The organism is Nostoc sp. UIC 10890, from assembly GCF_054786515.1.
Window position 1 is genome coordinate 3,070,169 of record NZ_JBSGKF010000001.1, and the last position, 19,778, is coordinate 3,089,946.

Consider the following 19,778-nt stretch of genomic DNA (forward strand, 5'->3'; position numbering starts at 1 on the left):
TCTAATCTCTCAATTACTCTTCTGGAAATAAGCATATCAAAGTAGGGCATGGGGAATGGGGAATTGGGAATTGGGAATGGGGAATGGCAGTTAAGGATTCTTCAAGCTAGCAGCCCTGTTGCGTTCACCCTCAATTTGTTTGACTAAATCATCGGGGAGTTGAGATTTTTTAGTCAATGCTTTGTCAAAATTAGCGATCGCTTCCTGGATCATCTGTTGGCTTTTTTCTTTTTGACCCAGTTGTTTAAGGATTTGGGCTTTGAGATAATAAATTTCTGGATTATCGGATGTGGTTTTAATCGCTCGGTTGACATACTCTAGTGCCTGTGGATACCGTTTTAAATCTCGGTAAGCAAGGGCAACACCCCGATCCACTAGATACTGAGGAGCAGCATTTTGTTCTAAACGTCTAATTGCCTGATCTGGGCTAGCAAAAGGCAAATTAACCGCCAATAATAAATCCATATAACCCTTGATTAAATTCAGTTCTGGATCGTTGGCAGAAATTGCTTCGGCTTTGTCTAAATATTCATAAACTTGTCGCAACCGACTAAAAGCTTGCGGTACACCATTGACAGTACCTTCACGGGTAAGAACTACTGCACCCTCTAAAAAATGGCCAACAGCAGTGTATAAATTACCACGCAATGGATCGCTAGAAATCAGTTTTTGTCCGTTTTCTAGAGTTTTCTGACTATAAGTGCCTAGTTTAGCCCAATCTTTATTTCCGTATGCTAAAGATGCCTTCATGGCATAAGCTAAAGGTTCATTTGGCTCTTTGGATACTGCTTGTTCCAGATAACGCTCTGCGGCTGGATAGTTGCCCTGTTGGAAAATCGCTTTAAAAGCTGCTTCTGTTTGGTCGCCAATTTGATGAGGTTCGCGATCGCGAAACGGATCGCCAGCCAGAGAGGGATTTACCCCAAAATTAAGTGCGATTGCCCAAGGGGCAACGCCAAAGGCGATCGCAGCAGCAAAAGCAGTCTGAGTAAGGGTAGTGAATTTAGCAGACACTACTAATTGAGGCAAAGAAAACCTTTTAGTCATTTTAACCCTTAGAATAATTGCGGTTGAAATAGTTGTATGTGTTACTTAGAATGCAAAAAATGGTTAATTTTAACTTGCCTCTGCTTCAAGCAAAATTTTTTTATATAGAGGTTGACTTTAGTCATTTTTCCATGTTCCCAGGCTGGTTATAGCCATTGTTTAAGAGTGAGTCTGCCACAATGGAGAAAAATGTGGATAATTTTTGCTGCTAGATTAAGATGTTAATCCTTTCTTTGAATTTTTCAGATGCTCTCAGTGTAGCTAATCAGTAATTTGCTGACTTTTTGGTAATCTTAACAAATGCTCTATCTCCGTAATTTAATTTATCACCCTACAGCGTGTCCAACAGCGATTCTCAAATCGATTAACTTGGAATTAGCACCCCAGCAGCTAGGTCTGATTATTGGCCCGAGTGGTTCTGGTAAAAGTACCTTACTAGAGATTTTGTCGGGACTAGCTGAACCCACTAGTGGCGGACTATTCTGGCGGGAACAAGAACTGATGCCCGAACAGCTACAACAATTGGCTGGGTTGGTATTTCAGTTTCCAGAGCGGCACTTTTGCGGTGGTTCAATTTTAGAAGAATTGCGTTTAGGACATCCTGAATTAGGGTCAGAACGAGTCAGACAGGCGTTGAGTGAGGTGGGATTAGAGCATTTATCGCTTTCCGCCGCCCCCCATGCTTTGAGTGGTGGTCAGCAACGACGTTTAGCTTTAGCAGTGCAATTGATTCGCCAGCCAAATTTACTGTTATTGGATGAACCCACAGCAGGATTAGATTGGTCAATGCGTCGGCAACTGGTGAATTTATTAGCGAAACTGAAACAAGATTGGACACTGTTGATAGTGACACACGATCCTGGGGATTTGTTAGCGATCGCAGATCGTTGTTGGACACTCAACCACGGCGAACTACAATCAGTAGACCCAAAGACACTAGAATCCAAAGTTAAAGAACCTCTACCATCCGTATAAGAAAAGAGCAGGAGAGCAGGGGGGCAGGGGAGCAGGGGAGCAGAGGAGAATAATAATTCCTGACAAATGACCAATGACCAATGACCAATGACAAATGACAAATGACAAATGACAAATGACAAATGACAAATGACAAATTGCCTGAGATGGCAGAAATCTGGCAGCAAACTCTCAATTGGCAGCCAACTGTCGAACAGCAGGAACAATTCCAAAAACTTTATGAGTTAATCCTAGAAGGTAATCGCCAACTAAATTTAACTCGGATTACTGATCCCCAAGAGTTTTGGGAAAAACATCTCTGGGATTCTCTACGAGGAATTGCACCCCTGTTATCAGGAAATTTATCCCCTGCTTCCCCTGCTCTCATCGATATTGGTACAGGCGCGGGTTTTCCGGGTATTCCAGTGGCAATTACTGTACCTAATTGCACCATTACTCTTCTGGATTCCACACGGAAAAAAATTAATTTTCTCGACAATATATTAACTGAACTTACCCTTATCAATGCCAAAACTCTTGTTGGTAGGGCTGAAGAAATCGGTCAGCATCCCCAGCATCGACTAGCTTACGATATTGCATTGATCCGTGCTGTAGGGGCAGCCTCCGTCTGTGCAGAATATACCCTACCACTGCTCAAACAGGGAGGTTTAGCCATAATTTATCGCGGTAATTGGATAGAGGACGAAACAACTGCTTTGCAGAATGCTGTGAAGCAGTTGGGTGGCGTCATTGAATCAATCGAACAATTTACAACACCCCTGAGTCACAGCATCCGGCACTGCGTGTATTTGCGTAAGGTAGGTACCACACCAGTTCAGTTTCCCCGTGCTATTGGTGTACCTACTCAAAAACCCCTTTAATTAATTCGTAATTCGTAATTCGTAATTCGTAATTATAAAGGGTACAAGTGTCTACTCATTGTAATTACGAATTACTTTGACAGGAGCGGAAGATCAACTTTTATTTATTTCCTTGTCCCAATGTTTAAGCAAATTTACTTGCTGCTGCAAATCGCTTGTTAATCTCATCCCAATTAATCACGTTCCACCAAGCATCTAAATAATCGGCACGGCGATTTTGGTAATTGAGATAATATGCATGTTCCCATACGTCATTACCGAGGATGGGATATTTACCTTCACTTAAGGGACTATCTTGATTAGCTGTAGTTGTAACTTCCAGCTTGCCATCTTTGTTACGCACTAGCCAAACCCAACCACTACCAAAACGGCCAGCACCAGCTTCGTTAAACTGTTTTTTAAAAGCTGCAAAACTGCCAAAATTTTGATTAATTGCGGAGGCAATATTTCCTGTTGGTTCTCCCCCACCTTTGGGCTTCATAATTTCCCAGAACATTGAGTGGTTGACATGACCACCACCATTATTGCGTACTGTTCTGCGAATATCTTGTGGTACACTGTCAAGTTTTTGCAACAGTTCTTCAACACTTTTGCCTTTGAGTTCTGGGTGTTTTTCTAACGCTGCATTCAAGTTTTTTACATAAGTTGCATGGTGTTTATCATGATGAAACTGCATCGTTTTGCCATCAATGTGTGGCTCCAGTGCTTCGTAGGCGTAAGCTAAAGGTGGTAGTTGGATAGCCCCTGTTGTAGTTGGTGTTGTGTTGGGAGTTGTGTTGGGAGTTGCAGTGTTTCCTTGGTCAGGAGATTTCTCTGCCAATGCACAAGCCTCTAATGTAAAAGCACCCGCACCTGCTGTGAGTAAAAACAAGAAATGGCGTCGATTAATAGTCATATAAGTTTTTGCAGCGAATCCATTAAGTCTCTATTGCAGTTTTTATTTTCTTAGATTCTGGCTACAAAAAATTGGAAATTTGCGATTATTGCTGGCACTTTAAGAAACTTTTTTATATTTGTAATATTAAGTACTAACCTTCAAAACGTTATGTATTTTTACTTAAACTCTCTTTTTACAACTAATCAGTAGTTTTATGGGTGGCAGTGTCCACCCATTTTGATAATAATAATTAGTCAGCAATAACATATATATTCTCAATCATGGTTACAATACCTCAATTAATAAAAATCAAAGCGTCCATTATCAACAACCCTTATTTAATCCCTGAAATTAATCTTAATTTAAAGCAGGAAGAAAATTTTTTAGGTAACTATCGGTGCTATTATTACTCTCACGAAATTGATTCAAAAAAGTCAAGCGTTGGCTTGAACGAGTTTTCTACATATTAGGAAGTCAAACACTAAAAGGAAGCTAGCTACTCGATCAATCCCAGTGATTGAAGACTTGCGGCGGTTATGGTTTAATTCATCAATAACGTACTGAAAAAATTTGTTCAACAGTTAGATTTAAATCTGGAAATGTTGGCGACTCTATACGGTCGTCTCCTCTAAACTGTTTACCACGATATTCACCCTCATCACTTAAAGAGTAAATTGTGATTGTTGGCTGTTTGGGGTCGCCTATCAATTCTTTGCTACCCAAAGCAGCATAATCCACAATCCAATATTCTTGAATACCCATTTCTTCATAATCGGCAAACTTTTTATGATAATCATCTCGCCAGTTAGTACTGACCACTTCAATCACTAATGGAATTGAATCTGGTTTACTAAGAATAGATTGTTTCTCCCATAATGGTTCATTATCCAAGTTAGAAAAATTCATTAATAAAACATCAGGATAGTACCCTGACATTGTATTTTCTGGCTTCACTGTTGCGGTTTTAGGTATGCCGTAATTAAGTTTAAGACGAAGACACTCGTACCCTAATATCATTGTTAAAAATGCTACTATTTGCTCGTGTTTCCCTGATGGTGGCGGCATTTGAATAATATTTCCATCGTGTAATTCATAACGAATGTTTTCCGGTTGTGTTTCTAAAAACTCTAAATATTCATCAAATGTAAATAGTTTTTGTAGTGATTGAATCATTATTTCATCCTAATTATGGATATAAACGTTCACACTGCTGTAACCTGAAAATTAAGAGTTAACGGGGTGTAGCGACCAAAGGTGAAAGTAAATCGGCATGGACGCGCCAAGATTCTTACTCAGCAAGAGATACAGCAAATTGTCGCTATTTGATTAACAAATGACCGCGATCGCACGACGCAAGAGCAAGGTCAGAGTTACGGTCAAAAATTGGATTAACGGCGGTGTGGTGATGATTCTGGATGCGATCGCTAACCTATCTCTCGCCACCAATTACAGCGATTGCCCCTACACCCCGTCACAGCGATCGCACACAAAACAATTATATTTTACACTCCGAAACGCTTATAATATTCTGTCTCCAGTTTTGGGATCAAATACAAATAAGTAATCTAAATCGAGTTGTAGAGAAAGGCGATCGCCTGGACGCAGACGCACATCCCCACCTACCTGAATATTCAAGACTACCGCCGAACCAGGTAAACCAGCACGAATCAAAGTTTCCCTTCCCAGAGGTTCCACCAGTCTAACTTCAACCGATAACAGTCCTGAATTTTGAGTCCTGTTAGCGGTATAGGGGCGTTCAGCCCCTTCTGTGTCCGTGTTAATTTTTATATGCTCTGGACGAATCCCCAAATCAAAACTGTGTCCCTGACGCAAATGTAATTTTTCTTTCACATCTGCTGGAATTTCTAATAATTGTCCACTCACATCAAAACCGTTATTTTCATAGATTGCAGGCAAAATATTCATTGGTGGATTGCCTAAAAAACTTGCCACCATCTGATTAGCAGGACTTGCATAAATAGTCTGAGGATCGCCAATTTGTTGAATCCGCCCTCGATTTAGCACGACGATTTTATCAGCCAAAGTCATCGCTTCAACTTGATCGTGGGTGACGTAAATTGTTGTAATGCCTAATTCTTGGTGTAGCTGTTTCAATTCTGCCCTTGTATCATCGCGCAATTGGGCATCTAAATTAGATAAGGGTTCATCAAGTAAAAATACTTGTGGTTCACGAGCGATCGCTCTCCCTAATGCTACCCGTTGTTGCTGTCCCCCAGAAAGTTGTTTCGGTTTACGATCCAGCAAGTGATCCAGAGAAAGCGATCGCGCCACATTCATCACCCGTTCTTGAATGATTTTTCGGTCAACCTTTCGCATTTGCAAGCCAAAAGCGATGTTCTCCGCCACACTCATGTGAGGATAGAGAGCGTAGTTTTGGAACACCATTGCTACATCGCGTTGTCTGGCCGGGATATTGTTCACCAAGCGATCGCCAATAAAGAGTTTACCTGATGTGGCGCTTTCTAAACCCGCGATCGTTCGCAAAATTGTCGATTTACCACAACCCGATGGCCCCACTAAAACCCAAAACTCGCCATCAGGAATTTCAAAGGTAATGTCCTCGATCGCGGTAACGTTATTGAATCTACGCTTAATATCTTCTAGACGAACATTTGCCATTATCTGATTAAAGTTAATAGTTAGGAGTTAGGAGTTAGGAATTTTAAGTTTTGAGTTTTGAGTTTTAAATTAAAAACCTCTTCAACTCATAACTAATAACTTCTAACTCATAACTTTGTCCAAGCTGGGTGAGAAAGTAAAGAAGCAAAAACTCGTACTCCCCGAAGTTGATTAGAAAGGGGTAAATGACCTCTAGGCGCACTCAAATCCCAGGTAAACTCGTTTGGGTATCTCGTCCAGGTATTACCTGCTTTCCAGCCAATTTTCGGCCAGAAATTCTCCCAATTTTTACCCAAACTTAACCAGATTTCTCGCTGCACTGAAAAACCAAATTTACCTTCGGAGTGAACTAACCAGAGATTGTTAATGGTTTGCAAGTCAACAGCCGAGGTATTTTCTACCTCAGTAAAATACAACCATTTTCGTTGTACAGCCGTTGGCCCTGAGAGTTCACACATTTTTTCGATGGTGACGCGATCGGCTGTTTGGAAGTCTTGAGCAGCAAGTAGCTGTTGCAAAGAATTGTAGTTAATCCCGCACTCTGATTTTAGAGGTACAATTCCTTCAGGAAAACAGGAGCGCAAAAATTCTTTGACTTGAGGTGCATCAGAACTGTAAAGGACTTGGTAAGCTTTGCCATCAATCCAAGTCGCTGGGTTCTCACGTCGTTTCAGTAAAAATTCCATCAACACGTCTAATCCCTCATTACCCAACTCAGCTAACTGTGGGATTATCTGCTGTTGGACTTTTTCAGACCCAGCGATTAACGGTTGTCGCAGGGAGTCGATGTCATTTGCAGGGCCTGATAAAATCATTGGGTCTGTCATGCCATTCTTGTGTTAACGGTCAGTGAAAGAGCGGTAAGCTATGGGGCATTCTCTAAAGTGAAGCACTGATAGCGAAAAGTAGTTTACTATTTTTGATCGTACAAAATTGCGATCGCTTCACTGAATCCCACACTAAATCCCCAAATAATGTACAAGGGGAATAGGGGGAAAATCTGGAGACTAGGGACTGGGGACTGGGTACTACGACTGAGGGGACATGGAGGACAAGGGTGAATTATTGAAAAAATCACTTCGTGTCTCTTCCCAATCCCCAGTACCCAATCCCCAGTACCCAAAATACAAGCCTGCCACATAAGGTTTTTTTGAATAGCAGCGTATCGATTAGGAGTGTGTGAACGATGTACGAAAAGATTACCCCCCCCGCAGCCGGAGCAAAAATTACCTTCAAAAATGGTGAACCAATCGTACCGGACAATCCAATTATCCCCTTTATTCGCGGCGATGGTACAGGTATAGACATCTGGCCTGCTACCCAAAAGGTTCTAGATGCAGCAGTAGCCAAAGCATATAAAGGTCAGCGTCAAATTAGTTGGTTCAAGGTTTACGCTGGGGATGAAGCTTGTGATTTATACGGTACTTATCAGTATTTACCTCAAGACACTCTGACGGCAATTGAAGAATATGGTGTAGCTATTAAAGGGCCTTTGACTACTCCCATTGGTGGCGGTATTCGTTCTTTAAATGTGGCATTACGGCAAATTTTTGACTTGTATGCCTGCGTGCGTCCTTGCCGTTACTATGCGGGTACGCCCTCACCCCACAAAAATCCCGAAAAGCTGGATGTAATTGTTTACCGAGAGAATACGGAAGATATTTATTTAGGCATTGAGTGGCGACAAGGTAGCGAAATCGGCGATCGCTTAATTAAAATTCTCAATGAAGAACTAATCCCCGCCACCCCAGAACATGGGAAAAAACGCATTCCTCTTGATTCTGGTATTGGCATCAAACCCATCAGCAAAACTGGTTCTCAGCGCCTAGTCAGACGTGCCATCAAACACGCCTTGCTATTGCCCAAAAATAAGCAACAAGTGACTTTGGTGCATAAGGGCAACATCATGAAGTACACCGAAGGCGCTTTCCGCGATTGGGGTTATGAACTAGCAACCAGCGAATTTCGCCAAGAAACTGTCACTGAACAGGAATCTTGGATTTTGAGTAACAAGGAAAAAAATCCCAATATTTCCTTGGAAGAAAACGCCCGCCAGATTGAGCCTGGGTTTGATAATCTTACCCCAGACAAGAAAGCGCAAGTTGTCAAGGAAGTTGAAACTGTTCTTAACACAATTTGGGCAACCCACGGCGATGGCAAATGGAAAGAGAAGGTTTTGGTGAATGATCGGATTGCTGACAGTATTTTTCAACAAATCCAAACCAGACCGGATGAATATTCGATTTTGGCGACGATGAACTTGAACGGCGATTACTTGTCTGATGCTGCTGCTGCCATTGTTGGCGGATTAGGAATGGGACCAGGAGCAAATATTGGTGATTCTAGTGCCATATTTGAAGCTACCCACGGCACTGCACCCAAACACGCCGGCTTAGATCGGATTAATCCAGGTTCAGTGATTTTGTCTGGGGTGATGATGCTGGAATTTATGGGTTGGCAAGAAGCCGCAGACCTAATTAAGAAAGGTTTAAGCGATGCGATCGCGAGTAGTCAAGTCACCTACGATTTAGCTCGATTGCTTGAACCACCAGTTGAACCCTTAAAATGTTCTGAATTTGCCGACGCAATTATTCAACATTTTGGTTAAGTACACTGATGCCAGTTAACTGTTTTACCAACAGGCTGGCAATCTTCCGAACACGCAACATTTGTCCATAAATTAGCGCCTTTTGCGTGAGGCGATCGCTTCTTGATTTGGCAAAATAGTTAGGAGTGCGATCGCCTTTTTCAAAGCATTTGGGATACAAAGCTACCAAAGCCTCTAGTCTTGGGGTAGCGCACCGTACAACAGTATGAGTAAGCATAGGACATATTTATAGTAACTATGGCGTAAACTTTTTCAACATAGATACACGACACTAGTTATAATTTCCTATAAGTTGAAAAAACTCTTAAGATTTAGCGTAATTATTGCGCTTCTCTCAGACCGACTAGCTGACAACCACATTAGGAGGACTATCTATGGCGCTTGTACCACTGCGGCTGCTGTTGGATCACGCAGCTGAAAACGGTTACGGCATCCCAGCTTTCAACGTTAACAATTTGGAGCAGATTCAGGCAATCCTGAAGGCTGCTGTCGAGACAGATAGCCCCGTAATTTTGCAAGCTTCACGAGGCGCTCGTAATTATGCAGGAGAAAACTTTCTCCGCCACTTAATTTTGGCGGCGGTAGAAACCTATCCTCACATTCCCATTGTCATGCACCAAGATCATGGCAATGCTCCTGCTACCTGCTACTCAGCAATTAAGAACAACTTCACCAGCGTGATGATGGATGGTTCTTTAGAAGCTGATGCGAAAACACCCGCTAGCTTCGAGTACAACGTCAATGTTACTCGCGAAGTTGTAAATGTAGCTCATGCTTTGGGCGTCAGCGTTGAAGGTGAACTCGGTTGTTTGGGTTCTCTAGAAACTGGTGCTGGTGAAGCTGAAGATGGTCACGGGTTTGAGGGTACACTTGACCACTCACAACTTCTAACCGACCCTGATGAAGCTGTTGAATTCGTAGAAGCAACCCAAGTAGATGCTTTAGCTGTTGCCATTGGCACTAGTCATGGTGCTTACAAGTTTACCCGCAAGCCTACTGGGGAAATTTTGGCAATCAGCCGCATTGAAGAAATTCACCGCCGTTTGCCCAACACCCACTTGGTAATGCACGGTTCTTCTTCTGTACCTGAAGATTTGCTTGCACTGATTAACCAGTATGGTGGTGCAATTCCTGAAACCTACGGTGTACCTGTAGAAGAAATCCAAAAAGGTATTAAGAGTGGTGTACGTAAAGTAAACATCGACACCGACAACCGTTTGGCTATTACTGCTGCTGTACGTGAAGCTTTGGCTAAAAAACCAGAGGAATTTGACCCCCGTCACTTCCTCAAGCCTTCTATCACATACATGCAGAAGGTTTGTGCTGAACGCTATCAGCAATTTGGCACAGCTGGCAACGCCAGCAAGATTAAGCAAATTTCTTTGGAAGATTTTGCTGCTAAGTATGCTAAGGGTGAACTTAACGTTGTTACCAAAGCTGCTGCTAAAGTTTAATTTTGACAGCTAAATAAATAGGAGCATAGCAAAACTATGCCCCTAAAAAACCGAGATTTTTAATGTTGTCAGAAACCGGGTAAACACCCGGTTTTTTGTTGACTTATTAAGGATTAGGAATGGAGCATGATTGCTCTACATGTCCCCATTCCCCATTCCCCAATCCCTAGAACACTCGATGCTGTAAAGAGGGCATTTGACGGCGGACTTGTTCGAGCCTAGTAGGCTTGATTTCTGCGATCGCAATTCCCGGCTTTTCCCCTGCATCGGCTAAAATTACACCCCAAGGGTCAATAATAACGGCATGTCCGTGGGTTAGACGGCGGCTGTAGTTGTTACCTGTTTGGGCAGGAGCAATGACGTAGGCGGTATTTTCGATGGCTCTGGCTTGTAGTAGTACTTGCCAGTGGTCTTTGCCAGTAAAGGCGGTAAAAGCGGCGGGAATAAAGATAACATCAGCTCCCTTATCTGCCAGGTGACGATACAGTTCAGGGAAGCGGACATCATAACAAATAGAAAGTCCTAGATTGCCAAGTTTTTCTGAGAAATAGACGGGGGGGAGTTGCGTACCAGCTAAAACCGTGCTGGATTCGCGGTAGGTATTGCCGTCGGGGACATCAACATCAAATAGGTGTACTTTGTAGTAGCGGGCAAGTTCTTGACCGTTTTGGTCAATGAGTAGAGTTGTGTTATAAACTTTGCCTGTATTGTCTACGGGAAGTGGAAAGCTGCCGCCCAAGATCGTAATTTGAAAGCGTTGAGCCATTTTTTTGAGAAATTTTTCACTTTCAAGAGCGATCGCATCCCCTTGTGCGAGTTTATCTTTTTCTTCTCCCATATAGGAAAAGTTTTCTGGCAAACCCACCAATTCAGCACCTTGACGCACGGCAAGCTCTATTAATTCTTCTGCCTGTGCCAAATTTTTCTGTAGATCGGGCACACTGGTCAATTGAATAGCGGCGGCTAAATAAGACTTCATAGATTCAACAACGAACAGTTGATTTATGGAAGATAGATTATCAAAATATATCGCTACTTCAACATTTGTGGAACTTAATTAGAAATACATCAGCTAAGATTTTCTTCTAAAAGACTTGTTTTATTGTTGCTCTTAATCTTCCTTTGGGTTCTAACAAACTAAGCAAGATCGCAATTAGGTTGTGATCAAACCCTGATAAAAGCTGTCTGGTATGAAAATTTCTGTATTTACATAGCAACTAATGCCAATCTGGACTGGTGTGAATTCTTATGTTTTCAAATTGGTAGAAATTTAGTTATTGAAAGCGACAGAAAACTCCATCCCTTTGTGGAGAGGGATAGTCGCCTCGTCCCTTGGGCATTGGGCATTGGTAACATAACATCATTCCCCATGCCCCATTCCCTAATGAGTTGTTTTTGAGGTAGAAAATTCCTAAAGATATTATCAAACTGTATACAAATGTAAACAAGTTTGAAAAACGATAAATTTACGCCTCTCAAACTTGTTTATAAAAATTAACCTCAAGTTAGAAGAACATGGATAACTCAAAAGGATTTTATTGCCTATTGAGTTTCAAAGATACTTTTCGAGAGTGGAAGCTAATGTAGTTTTAGGCACGGCGCCAACCACCATATCGACTTTTTGTCCACCCTTAAAAATCATTAATGTAGGAATGCTGCGGATGCCGTACTGACTAGCAACATTAGGATTTTCATCAGTATTGACTTTTACGACCTTTATTTGACCTTTGTACTGTTCGGAGATTTCATCGACAACAGGAGCTACCATACGGCATGGTCCGCACCAGGGTGCCCAAAAGTCAACTAAAACGGGTACATCGCTATCGAGTACTTCTTGCTTGAAACTAGAATCGGTAACTTGTGCGGCTGTTGACATGCCTAAAACCTTCGCCAATAATATCTGAGCTTGGTGAAAATTCTACCATAGCAAAAACCTCAGCTTGAGAGTGCGAGGATGTACATTTGCAAAGAAGCTCTAGAATTTATTTACAAACATAAGGAACCGCCCGAACAGTAGTCCGGGCGGAGTGTGGTGTGAGGAGTGAACGGAAACATTCGTCTCCGCTATCTCTATTGTAGGTGACATATCGGATTTTTCCAGCAATTGTTTAGGGGGCTGGAAAATTTATTGAAGGATTGGGGAATGGGGAGTGGCACTCAAGAGTAGGTATTTAACAATCATGCAGTAGAGAGGGTGATTTGAGAGACATTCAGTTGTGGAGTGAAGCCTAATGGGAATATAGGCATAAATAGAACCAACAACACTCAACTTGCCACTAGCGATCGCCATAGCACACAGATGTATTTCGGCACATTTTGGCTGAATAATCTGGGTTTTATGCCCATAAAAACTGCCTTGTTTGCCATCTTTCAAGACATTAGATAAGTATTTTACCTGCTTATCTTATGCCTTTCTTAAATACTTACCCTTGAAAGCTATTACCCATTCCCAAAAATTTTGTATCTTTTAAGTACCAAGTTCGCCGGATTGTCAAGTATTTTGTTTAAATTAAGAATACATGCTTGGTCTGTACAGTGGTAGCCTGTGTTAGATTGAGCATACTGACTATAAATTTTCCCTCTGACGCAACTGTCATTATGGTGATTACAAAAAGTAGGCTTGTTTTGGGTGCTACGGCAGTGACACTCTCCACGATCGCTGTTACTAGCCTTGGCATTCATTCGCGAGGTCAGGCTTTATTTAAAGCAAGTCCCAAAGAATTGGTAGATGAAGTTTGGCAAATTGTTCAGCGCCAATATGTAGACGGCACTTTTAATCAGGTAGATTGGCAGGCTGTTCGTAAGGAGTACTTAAGCAAGTCCTACAGTAATCCCCAGGAAGCATATAAGTCCATTCGGGAAATGCTGAAAAAGCTAGAAGATCCATATACCCGATTTATGGACCCACAGGAATTCAAGAATATGCAAGTGGATACCTCTGGGGAACTTACAGGGATTGGGATTACGATCAGTCAGGATGAAAAAACAAAGCAATTGGTTGTAATTGCGCCAATCGAAGATACGCCAGCCTTTAAAGCTGGTGTTTTAGCGAAAGATGTCATCCTCCAAATCGATGGCAAAAGCACCAAGGGAATGGATACTAATCAAGCAGTATCCTTGATTAGAGGTGAAGCAGGAACGCAAGTCAGCTTAACTATTCAGCGCAATGGTCAGACAAGAAAGTTTGACATCAAACGAGCGCGAATTGAAATCCATCCGGTTAAATATTCCCAAAAGAAAACTCCAGCAGGGAATCTTGGTTATATTCGCTTAAACCAGTTCAGCGCTGGTGCTAGTAAAGAAATGCAAAGCGCCATCAAAGATTTAGAAAGCAAACGGGTAGCTGGATATATCCTTGACCTACGTGGTAATCCAGGCGGCTTACTTTACTCCAGTATAGATATTGCCCGGATGTGGTTGAATAAAGGCACAATTGTTTCTACCATTGACCGCAAAGGTGAACGAGAGCGAGAAGTAGCAAACGGACGTGCTTTGACAAATAAACCGTTGGTAATATTAGTGGATAAAGGTTCAGCCAGTGCCAGCGAAATCCTTTCAGGAGCGTTGCAGGACAACAAACGTGCAACTTTGGTGGGTACTCAAACCTTTGGTAAGGGATTAGTGCAATCAGTACGTCCACTAGAAGATGGCTCAGGATTAGCGGTGACAATTGCCAAATACCACACGCCCAATGATAGAGATATTAATAAGCATGGTATTGATCCAGATGTGAAGGTGGATTTGACCGATGCCCAGCGACAAGATTTGTGGCTCAACGAACGTGACAAACTTGCTACTTTAGCAGACCCTCAATTCGCTAAAGCAGTGGAAGTGATAGGTAAAAAAATTGCTGTTAAGGGCACAACCACAGCAGAAAAATGAAGAGGCAGGAATAAAGTTAGGAGGGAATAGTCAGGAGTTAGGAATAAAGACTGTCATTGTCAACTCATAACTTCTAACTCAAAACTCCTAACTTAAATTGGTTGGCACTTCCCAGCCCGAATAAGTCCGACACGTCGAGCGATCGCTTCTTCTTGAGAACTCAAAGGCCCCCACTGTTCTATAATTTCTAAATTATCTTCGCCAACTTGGTCGCTGGCTATGATTTCACAGTTTCCGCCAGAACGCTTGACAATATACCAAGTTTGTAGTTTGTTCATACTTTAAATCCAGCCACCCACATATAAAAATTAGAAAGTTATAGAAGGATGAAATTTTCTATTTCACCCTTTAGCTAAAATTTAATACTTCCGCTCTTTTGGCTCAAACATAGTAATCGCCACCGGTCGATATTGAATGTCAATTCCCGCTGGTGAATAGTAAGCCATTGTGTGTTTAAGAAAGTTAGCATCATCTCGCTGGGAATAATCTTCGCGGAAATGAGCACCACGACTTTCCTGGCGATTTAAAGCTGATGCCAAAATAGTCTGTCCCACTACCATCAAGCTTCGCAATTCCAAAGCTTCCACGAGCTCGGTATTCCAGCAACTACCTTTGTCATCTAAATAAATTTGCGGATATTGCTGTTGTATTTCTTCTAATTTGTGCAACCCTTCAGTCATTAATGCCTCAGTGCGAAAAACACCACAATACTCAGTCATACAATCTTGGAAGGCTTGACGGACTTGGTTAATTCGGTACTGTCCTGGTTGTTCTAGCAAAGCTTGAATTTGTTGCTGGGCTTCTGTTACATAACGTTGCTCATCTACAGACGGTAACTTACGTTTTTGTATAAATTTGGCGATCGCAGCCCCAGTTCTCTTGCCATAAACCACACACTCCAGTAGTGAATTACTCCCCAAACGATTAGCACCATGCACGGAAACACAAGATGTTTCACCCGCAGCAAAGAAAGCATCAACTAAGCCATCACCACTACTACGGACTTGCCCATCGGTGTTCACTGGGATACCACCCATACAATAGTGAATTGTCGGACGGACTGGCATAGGTTGAGTTACTGCGTCAACGCCTACTAAGCGGTGCGCTTCTTCCCAACAGAAGGGAACGCGACTCATAATTTTTTCTTTGCCCAGATGGCGTAAATCCAAATAGACAAAGGGACCACCAGCACTGCCATCAAGATGAATACCACGTCCAGCGCGAATTTCGTAAGCGATTGCTCGTGAGGTAATATCACGAGGAGCCAGTTCCATCCGACTAGGTGCATAATTCGCCATAAAGCGATCGCCTTCACTATTAATTAGATACGCCCCTTCTCCCCGTACCGCTTCTGAAATCAGCACCCCTACTGGATACAAGCCAGTGGGATGAAACTGGACAAATTCCATATCTTCCAGGGGCAAACCTGCGATCGCAGTCATCGCCAAACCATCACCCGAAGAAGCGTAATCATTAGAGGTAGTGTTATAAACGCGACCATAGCCGCCTGTGGCGAACATCACTGCCTTAGCCCGCACCACTTCAATATGTCCATCCAAAAGATGGAACATTACCACACCCTTCGCCTCATTTTCTTCTAAAATGAGACGCATCACGTACCACTCTTCATAAACTTGCACCCCATAACGCCGCAAATTATTAACCAATTCGTGCAAAATCGCGTGACCAGTTTTGTCAGCGGCGTAGCAAGTGCGGTTGTGGGAATGTCCGCCAAAAGCCCGTTGGGCAATGCGCCCATCGGGTAAGCGAGAGAACAAAACGCCCATGTGTTCCAAGTCAATCACCACACCTGGCGCTTCTTGGGTGAGAATTGCTACAGCATCTTGGTCTGCCAAGTAATCAGAACCCTTGATAGTATCAAAAGCATGTGCTTCCCAACTATCTTCTGAATCAACATTTTTCAGTGACGCAGCCATACCACCTTGAGCCGCAACTGAATGGGAACGAATTGGATGGGTTTTAGCAACCACAGCAATATTTAAACTAGGGTCAGTGCGGGCAATTTCTACAGCAGCGCGACACCCTGCCAATCCACCACCGACAATAATCACATCATGTTCAAGCATATTTAGCCCCCGACTGCAAACCACTGCTGTTCTATTGTAGAGACGTGATTAATCAGGTAGTGCATTGCAACAGCGGCATCTCTACAAAAAAAATCCCTGCCTATAGACAGGGACGTTGTGACAAATATTTGAAATTAGGAGTGAAAAGTTAAAAATGAAGAGTTATGAGACAGATAGAGTAACTCATAACCCATAACTGATAACTCCTAACTCTTTAGCTAGTTACTTGTACAGGTTGTTGCTGAGACACATTACCTGGCATGGGTTCCATTTTGGTTCCCGGGCCTACAGGAGTGACTTCAATATGATTTAACAAGGTAGTGACAAACGCAAACAACAAGAAAGGTAGCGATAGCAGAACGACAAGACCCGCCGTCGCTAAAGCGTACACAGGTCGCTTGGCACCCATTAACGCCAAAGCTGATGCCAAACTTAGAGTAATCGTAATTAACCAAACAATTATTTGACCGTAGATATCACCAAAAGTCAGAGTACAGACAAACCGATACTTTTGAATATTATTTTCGCTCATCACATTAGCCTCAAGTCTCTCCTAATAGGTTCTACGTTAGAACTATGTTTGCCTTGTAGACAATTTCTAAATATTTTTGCAAGCTTTGTAATATCACTTCACAATCAAGCCGCCAAAAGCGGCAAGGCAGCTATGCTGAAAAAAACTTCTCCCTTTCATAAGAAAGGTCGCAATCCTGATGACCTCTTCAACAAATACTCTCTTTTCTTTAAACCAAGAGAGATTTTGTCATCTGCCAAATTCAGGATATTCACAATATATAGCAATCCTATTTAATTTTGTGAAAATTGCAACCCACATATCCCCGACTTGTAAAAGTTGTGAGGGATATTGTTTTTCAGGAATGATTCAGGATTGTTATAGTATTTAATTTTTTGCTAGTAAATATTAACTAGAGAAATCAAGTAAAGTGCAGGATGTAAAACCGATTTTTTGGTGTTAAATTTTGAGTATTGCCCGAATTTGTTGACTTCAATCAACAAAAACCTTTATTTTTCGTGGCAATATTGTTTTAGGAGTGAATGTGAATACTATTTTTCTTCGTAAAGGTGTTTTTTGGTTGCCGAGTATAGCTGCTCTTGCATTTCTGAGTAGCGGCTTATCTGCAACTGCTCAGACAGTGGACACGTTGAACACTCAGCCATTAACTGAGCCTTCCGCAACCGTAGCATCTCCCAACGAGTTTAGTGCAGAACTAGACACTGCAAAGCAAAATCTCTCTACAGAAACAACTGAGCAATTTACAGTAACAAAATTAACTGAGGTACATCAGTTACCCAACACTGCGATACAGGAAAACGCCAGTGTAACGTCTACACCCATTCCAGGCACAGTGGCAACCTCATCTGCGACACTCACATCTGAGTTTGTAGAACCGACTTCTCAAAGTACTACTCAACCATCTGATACCAGAGTGGCGCAATCGGATATTGATTTAGGTAGAAGTACCCGTGGCGGCAGCAGCTATGTTGGCATCGCTGCTAACATTGGTTTGGGTGGTGGAGACTCATCTTTAGGCGACGGTAACTTCGCAATAGTCAGCAAAATCGGACTAACAAATTCTATATCTGTGCGACCCTCAGCCGTAATTGGGGACAATACTACAGTTCTACTTCCTATTACCTACGATTTTAACTTCCAGTCAGCAGACGCTTTTAGTGAGCCTTTGCCTATTGCACCTTATATAGGAGTGGGTGCAGCTTACAAAACTGGTGATGATTCGCAATTTGCCTTTTTAATCTCTGGTGGCATTGATGTGCCTCTAACTCCTCAATTCACAGCAACGGCCGCTGTGAATGCAGGATTTTTCGACCAAACTGATGTGGGCTTATTGTTAGGAGTTGGTTACAACTTCAGTGGGTTTTAAGAGTTAGGAGTTAAGAATTAGGAGTTAGGAGTAATTAAGATTAAATTCATAACTAATAACTCCTAACTCCTAACTTTCTACTTAGGGGTAACTTTGTCAATCACCTTGATTTGTCCATCGTCTCCTACCGTCCAGACATCGTAAACACCGACCACATCACCATTGGCATCAACATCTACATTGCCGCTAGCTCCTTGATAGTTGATATCTTGACCCTGTTTAAGCAACTTCAGCCCCTCGCAGACATCGGTAACTTCTGTTCCAGGCGCATTAGCCACTTCACGGATTTTGCTAGCTACAGCAACGCCTGTATTTTCCTTAGCAGCTTGTGCTGCCAATGTCAATAAAGCAGCTGCATCCCAAGCTTGAGGAGCGTATTCCCCTGGCGCACCACCCTTTTTATCCTTCCACAGTTTGTTGAAACTTTCTAGTGCTTTACCATCGGAACCGGGTACTGTACCGATCGCTCCAGTTAAAATATATTTACCATCACTGCCTTTGCCAACTTGTTCTGGGAAAGTAGGCGATTTTACTCCATCTGTCAACAAAATCTGTACTCCCTTGGACACACCTTGCTGATAGGCGGCTTTTAGGAACAAACTACCAGTTTCCGCATAGAGTACAGCCAGTACTGCATCAGGCTTACCAGCAAATGCCGTCGCTGCTTCTGTATCAAATGTCTGGGCTTTCGGGTCGTAGCGGACAGGCTTATCTTTATTAACAATAGTTCCACCCAATTTTTCAAAAGTTTGCACAAATGCTTTTTCAAAGCCAACGCCATAGTCGTTATTAATCACGACTGTAGAAATTCGCTTGAAACCTTTTTTATTGGCAAGTTGGGCTAAAGCTAGTGCTTGGTAGGTATCGGGGGGAGCAGTACGTGCCCAAAAGCCTTTAAAGTCGCCTTTTTGAGCTTTTTCAGTAAAGACAGGACTGGTACTACCAGGGGAAACCAGCATCACTTTATTCGGCGTGGCAATGGAAACTGCTGCACTAGAAACGCTACTGGCAAAGGAACCAACTACACCAGCTACTTTATCTAAGGTTGCTAGTTTGGTCATACCGGCAGCACCAGCTTTGGGGTCAGTTTGGTCGTCTACTTGCACCAAGGTAACTGGTTCGCCATTCACTCCATCGCAAGCGTTGACTGTATCAACGAGCAAAGGGACAGAACCTAGCATCTGCTGTCCTACAGAAGCCAAGTCGCCTGTTGTCGGTAGCAGGGAACCAATTTTTAGCCCTTTAGAACTGCTTGTGGTAGTTGAGTTTGCCGCTGGCGTAGCTGTACTTCCGCTGTTAGCTGTGCCGTTAGGAGTACTACTATCGCCACAAGCCCCAACTAGGAACCCAGTTGCTAGGGTAGCGATACCGAAGGTTAAGGCGGCGCTAATTTTTCTCATAAATAACTTTAACTCCTCAGATATTTAGGAGTCTAAAATAAGATTCAAAC

General features: G+C 42.6%; 20 protein-coding genes. 7 read left to right on the forward strand and 13 right to left on the reverse strand.

The window, feature by feature from the left end:
- Window positions 1-90 precede the first annotated feature (90 nt).
- Complete coding sequence (locus ACWATR_RS12245; protein WP_460332578.1) at window positions 91-1,047, reverse strand: Sll0314/Alr1548 family TPR repeat-containing protein; 957 nt, start codon at window positions 1,045-1,047, stop codon at window positions 91-93.
- 300 nt (window positions 1,048-1,347) lie between these two features.
- On the opposite strand from ACWATR_RS12245, the gene ACWATR_RS12250 reads away from it, so the two are divergent.
- Together ACWATR_RS12250 and rsmG are read left to right on the forward strand one after the other, a co-directional pair.
- The gene (locus tag ACWATR_RS12250; protein ID WP_420758653.1) at window positions 1,348-2,022 is read left to right on the forward strand and encodes an ABC transporter ATP-binding protein; all 675 of its coding nucleotides are present in this window, start codon (window positions 1,348-1,350) and stop codon (window positions 2,020-2,022) included.
- Window positions 2,023-2,144: 122 nt separating this feature from the next.
- Complete coding sequence (gene rsmG / locus ACWATR_RS12255) at window positions 2,145-2,882, forward strand: 16S rRNA (guanine(527)-N(7))-methyltransferase RsmG (RefSeq protein ID WP_460332581.1); 738 nt, start codon at window positions 2,145-2,147, stop codon at window positions 2,880-2,882.
- A gap of 124 nt (window positions 2,883-3,006) precedes the next feature.
- Here rsmG and ACWATR_RS12260 read toward each other — a convergent pair whose 3' ends face one another.
- On the reverse strand, window positions 3,007-3,777 hold the full coding sequence (locus ACWATR_RS12260) for a superoxide dismutase (RefSeq protein WP_460332583.1): 771 nt from the start codon (window positions 3,775-3,777) through the stop codon (window positions 3,007-3,009).
- Window positions 3,778-4,308: 531 nt separating this feature from the next.
- A complete protein-coding gene (locus ACWATR_RS12265; RefSeq protein ID WP_460332585.1) occupies window positions 4,309-4,932 on the reverse strand; it encodes a Uma2 family endonuclease in 624 nt (207 codons plus the stop codon).
- Window positions 4,933-5,092: 160 nt separating this feature from the next.
- Here ACWATR_RS12265 and ACWATR_RS12270 point away from each other — a divergent pair, with 160 nt between their 5' ends.
- Window positions 5,093-5,323 carry a hypothetical protein gene (locus tag ACWATR_RS12270; protein WP_460332587.1) on the forward strand — a complete coding sequence of 77 codons (231 nt, stop codon included), beginning with the start codon at window positions 5,093-5,095 and terminating at the stop codon, window positions 5,321-5,323.
- Here ACWATR_RS12270 and ACWATR_RS12275 read toward each other — a convergent pair.
- Window positions 5,278-6,399 (reverse strand): ABC transporter ATP-binding protein, encoded by a 1,122-nt coding sequence (locus tag ACWATR_RS12275; protein WP_460332589.1) that lies wholly within the window; start codon window positions 6,397-6,399, stop codon window positions 5,278-5,280. The genes ACWATR_RS12270 and ACWATR_RS12275 overlap by 46 nt on opposite strands.
- Before the next feature lie 107 nt (window positions 6,400-6,506).
- Window positions 6,507-7,226, reverse strand: coding sequence for a GUN4 N-terminal ARM-like repeat domain-containing protein (locus ACWATR_RS12280; protein WP_460332591.1), 720 nt, complete (start codon window positions 7,224-7,226; stop codon window positions 6,507-6,509).
- Window positions 7,227-7,585: 359 nt separating this feature from the next.
- Between ACWATR_RS12280 and ACWATR_RS12285 the strand changes: the two genes are divergently transcribed.
- Window positions 7,586-9,007 (forward strand): NADP-dependent isocitrate dehydrogenase, encoded by a 1,422-nt coding sequence (locus ACWATR_RS12285; protein ID WP_460332593.1) that lies wholly within the window; start codon window positions 7,586-7,588, stop codon window positions 9,005-9,007.
- Here the strand turns inward: ACWATR_RS12285 and ACWATR_RS12290 are convergent.
- On the reverse strand, window positions 8,988-9,224 hold the full coding sequence (locus ACWATR_RS12290) for a hypothetical protein (RefSeq protein ID WP_460332595.1): 237 nt from the start codon (window positions 9,222-9,224) through the stop codon (window positions 8,988-8,990). The genes ACWATR_RS12285 and ACWATR_RS12290 overlap by 20 nt on opposite strands.
- A 157-nt stretch (window positions 9,225-9,381) precedes the next feature.
- Between ACWATR_RS12290 and fba the strand changes: the two genes are divergently transcribed.
- Window positions 9,382-10,461 (forward strand): class II fructose-bisphosphate aldolase, encoded by a 1,080-nt coding sequence (gene fba / locus ACWATR_RS12295; RefSeq protein WP_069070843.1) that lies wholly within the window; start codon window positions 9,382-9,384, stop codon window positions 10,459-10,461.
- 166 nt (window positions 10,462-10,627) lie between these two features.
- Here fba and ACWATR_RS12300 read toward each other — a convergent pair whose 3' ends face one another.
- From ACWATR_RS12300 to ACWATR_RS12310, 3 genes are all read right to left on the reverse strand, one after another.
- Window positions 10,628-11,440: a carbon-nitrogen hydrolase family protein gene (locus ACWATR_RS12300; RefSeq protein WP_460332597.1), complete on the reverse strand. Its 813-nt coding sequence runs from the start codon at window positions 11,438-11,440 to the stop codon at window positions 10,628-10,630.
- A 573-nt stretch (window positions 11,441-12,013) separates the two neighbouring features.
- Complete coding sequence (gene trxA / locus ACWATR_RS12305) at window positions 12,014-12,337, reverse strand: thioredoxin (RefSeq protein ID WP_069070846.1); 324 nt, start codon at window positions 12,335-12,337, stop codon at window positions 12,014-12,016.
- Window positions 12,338-12,586: 249 nt separating this feature from the next.
- Window positions 12,587-12,835 (reverse strand): hypothetical protein, encoded by a 249-nt coding sequence (locus ACWATR_RS12310; protein WP_460332599.1) that lies wholly within the window; start codon window positions 12,833-12,835, stop codon window positions 12,587-12,589.
- 224 nt (window positions 12,836-13,059) lie between these two features.
- Between ACWATR_RS12310 and ctpC the strand changes: the two genes are divergently transcribed.
- The gene (ctpC, locus tag ACWATR_RS12315; RefSeq protein WP_069070847.1) at window positions 13,060-14,343 is read left to right on the forward strand and encodes a carboxyl-terminal processing protease CtpC; all 1,284 of its coding nucleotides are present in this window, start codon (window positions 13,060-13,062) and stop codon (window positions 14,341-14,343) included.
- Between the two features lie 92 nt (window positions 14,344-14,435).
- On the opposite strand, the gene ACWATR_RS12320 is transcribed toward ctpC, so the two are convergent.
- From ACWATR_RS12320 to ACWATR_RS12330, 3 genes are all read right to left on the reverse strand, one after another.
- A complete protein-coding gene (locus ACWATR_RS12320; RefSeq protein ID WP_460332601.1) occupies window positions 14,436-14,621 on the reverse strand; it encodes a DDE transposase family protein in 186 nt (61 codons plus the stop codon).
- An 81-nt stretch (window positions 14,622-14,702) separates the two neighbouring features.
- A complete protein-coding gene (locus ACWATR_RS12325; RefSeq protein WP_460332603.1) occupies window positions 14,703-16,430 on the reverse strand; it encodes a succinate dehydrogenase/fumarate reductase flavoprotein subunit in 1,728 nt (575 codons plus the stop codon).
- Window positions 16,431-16,644: 214 nt separating this feature from the next.
- Complete coding sequence (locus ACWATR_RS12330) at window positions 16,645-16,962, reverse strand: hypothetical protein (RefSeq protein ID WP_435020554.1); 318 nt, start codon at window positions 16,960-16,962, stop codon at window positions 16,645-16,647.
- Window positions 16,963-17,485: 523 nt separating this feature from the next.
- Between ACWATR_RS12330 and ACWATR_RS12335 the strand changes: the two genes are divergently transcribed.
- Window positions 17,486-18,328, forward strand: a complete 843-nt coding sequence (locus ACWATR_RS12335) for a hypothetical protein (RefSeq protein ID WP_460332605.1) — start codon at window positions 17,486-17,488, stop codon at window positions 18,326-18,328.
- 77 nt (window positions 18,329-18,405) lie between these two features.
- Here ACWATR_RS12335 and ACWATR_RS12340 read toward each other — a convergent pair whose 3' ends face one another.
- Window positions 18,406-19,728, reverse strand: a complete 1,323-nt coding sequence (locus ACWATR_RS12340; protein WP_460332607.1) for an ABC transporter substrate-binding protein — start codon at window positions 19,726-19,728, stop codon at window positions 18,406-18,408.
- Window positions 19,729-19,778 lie beyond the last annotated feature (50 nt).

Bases quoted from the DNA above. Each gene is read 5' to 3' on its own strand.
- ACWATR_RS12245 (WP_460332578.1), bottom strand. From the start codon at position 1,047: ATGACTAAAAGGTTTTCTTTGCCTCAATTAGTAGTGTCTGCTAAATTC.
- ACWATR_RS12250 (WP_420758653.1), top strand. From the start codon at position 1,348: ATGCTCTATCTCCGTAATTTAATTTATCACCCTACAGCGTGTCCAACA.
- rsmG (WP_460332581.1), top strand. From the start codon at position 2,145: ATGACAAATGACAAATTGCCTGAGATGGCAGAAATCTGGCAGCAAACT.
- ACWATR_RS12260 (WP_460332583.1), bottom strand. From the start codon at position 3,777: ATGACTATTAATCGACGCCATTTCTTGTTTTTACTCACAGCAGGTGCG.
- ACWATR_RS12265 (WP_460332585.1), bottom strand. From the start codon at position 4,932: ATGATTCAATCACTACAAAAACTATTTACATTTGATGAATATTTAGAG.
- ACWATR_RS12270 (WP_460332587.1), top strand. From the start codon at position 5,093: ATGACCGCGATCGCACGACGCAAGAGCAAGGTCAGAGTTACGGTCAAA.
- ACWATR_RS12275 (WP_460332589.1), bottom strand. From the start codon at position 6,399: ATGGCAAATGTTCGTCTAGAAGATATTAAGCGTAGATTCAATAACGTT.
- ACWATR_RS12280 (WP_460332591.1), bottom strand. From the start codon at position 7,226: ATGACAGACCCAATGATTTTATCAGGCCCTGCAAATGACATCGACTCC.
- ACWATR_RS12285 (WP_460332593.1), top strand. From the start codon at position 7,586: ATGTACGAAAAGATTACCCCCCCCGCAGCCGGAGCAAAAATTACCTTC.
- ACWATR_RS12290 (WP_460332595.1), bottom strand. From the start codon at position 9,224: ATGCTTACTCATACTGTTGTACGGTGCGCTACCCCAAGACTAGAGGCT.
- fba (WP_069070843.1), top strand. From the start codon at position 9,382: ATGGCGCTTGTACCACTGCGGCTGCTGTTGGATCACGCAGCTGAAAAC.
- ACWATR_RS12300 (WP_460332597.1), bottom strand. From the start codon at position 11,440: ATGAAGTCTTATTTAGCCGCCGCTATTCAATTGACCAGTGTGCCCGAT.
- trxA (WP_069070846.1), bottom strand. From the start codon at position 12,337: ATGTCAACAGCCGCACAAGTTACCGATTCTAGTTTCAAGCAAGAAGTA.
- ctpC (WP_069070847.1), top strand. From the start codon at position 13,060: ATGGTGATTACAAAAAGTAGGCTTGTTTTGGGTGCTACGGCAGTGACA.
- ACWATR_RS12320 (WP_460332601.1), bottom strand. From the start codon at position 14,621: ATGAACAAACTACAAACTTGGTATATTGTCAAGCGTTCTGGCGGAAAC.
- ACWATR_RS12325 (WP_460332603.1), bottom strand. From the start codon at position 16,430: ATGCTTGAACATGATGTGATTATTGTCGGTGGTGGATTGGCAGGGTGT.
- ACWATR_RS12330 (WP_435020554.1), bottom strand. From the start codon at position 16,962: ATGAGCGAAAATAATATTCAAAAGTATCGGTTTGTCTGTACTCTGACT.
- ACWATR_RS12340 (WP_460332607.1), bottom strand. From the start codon at position 19,728: ATGAGAAAAATTAGCGCCGCCTTAACCTTCGGTATCGCTACCCTAGCA.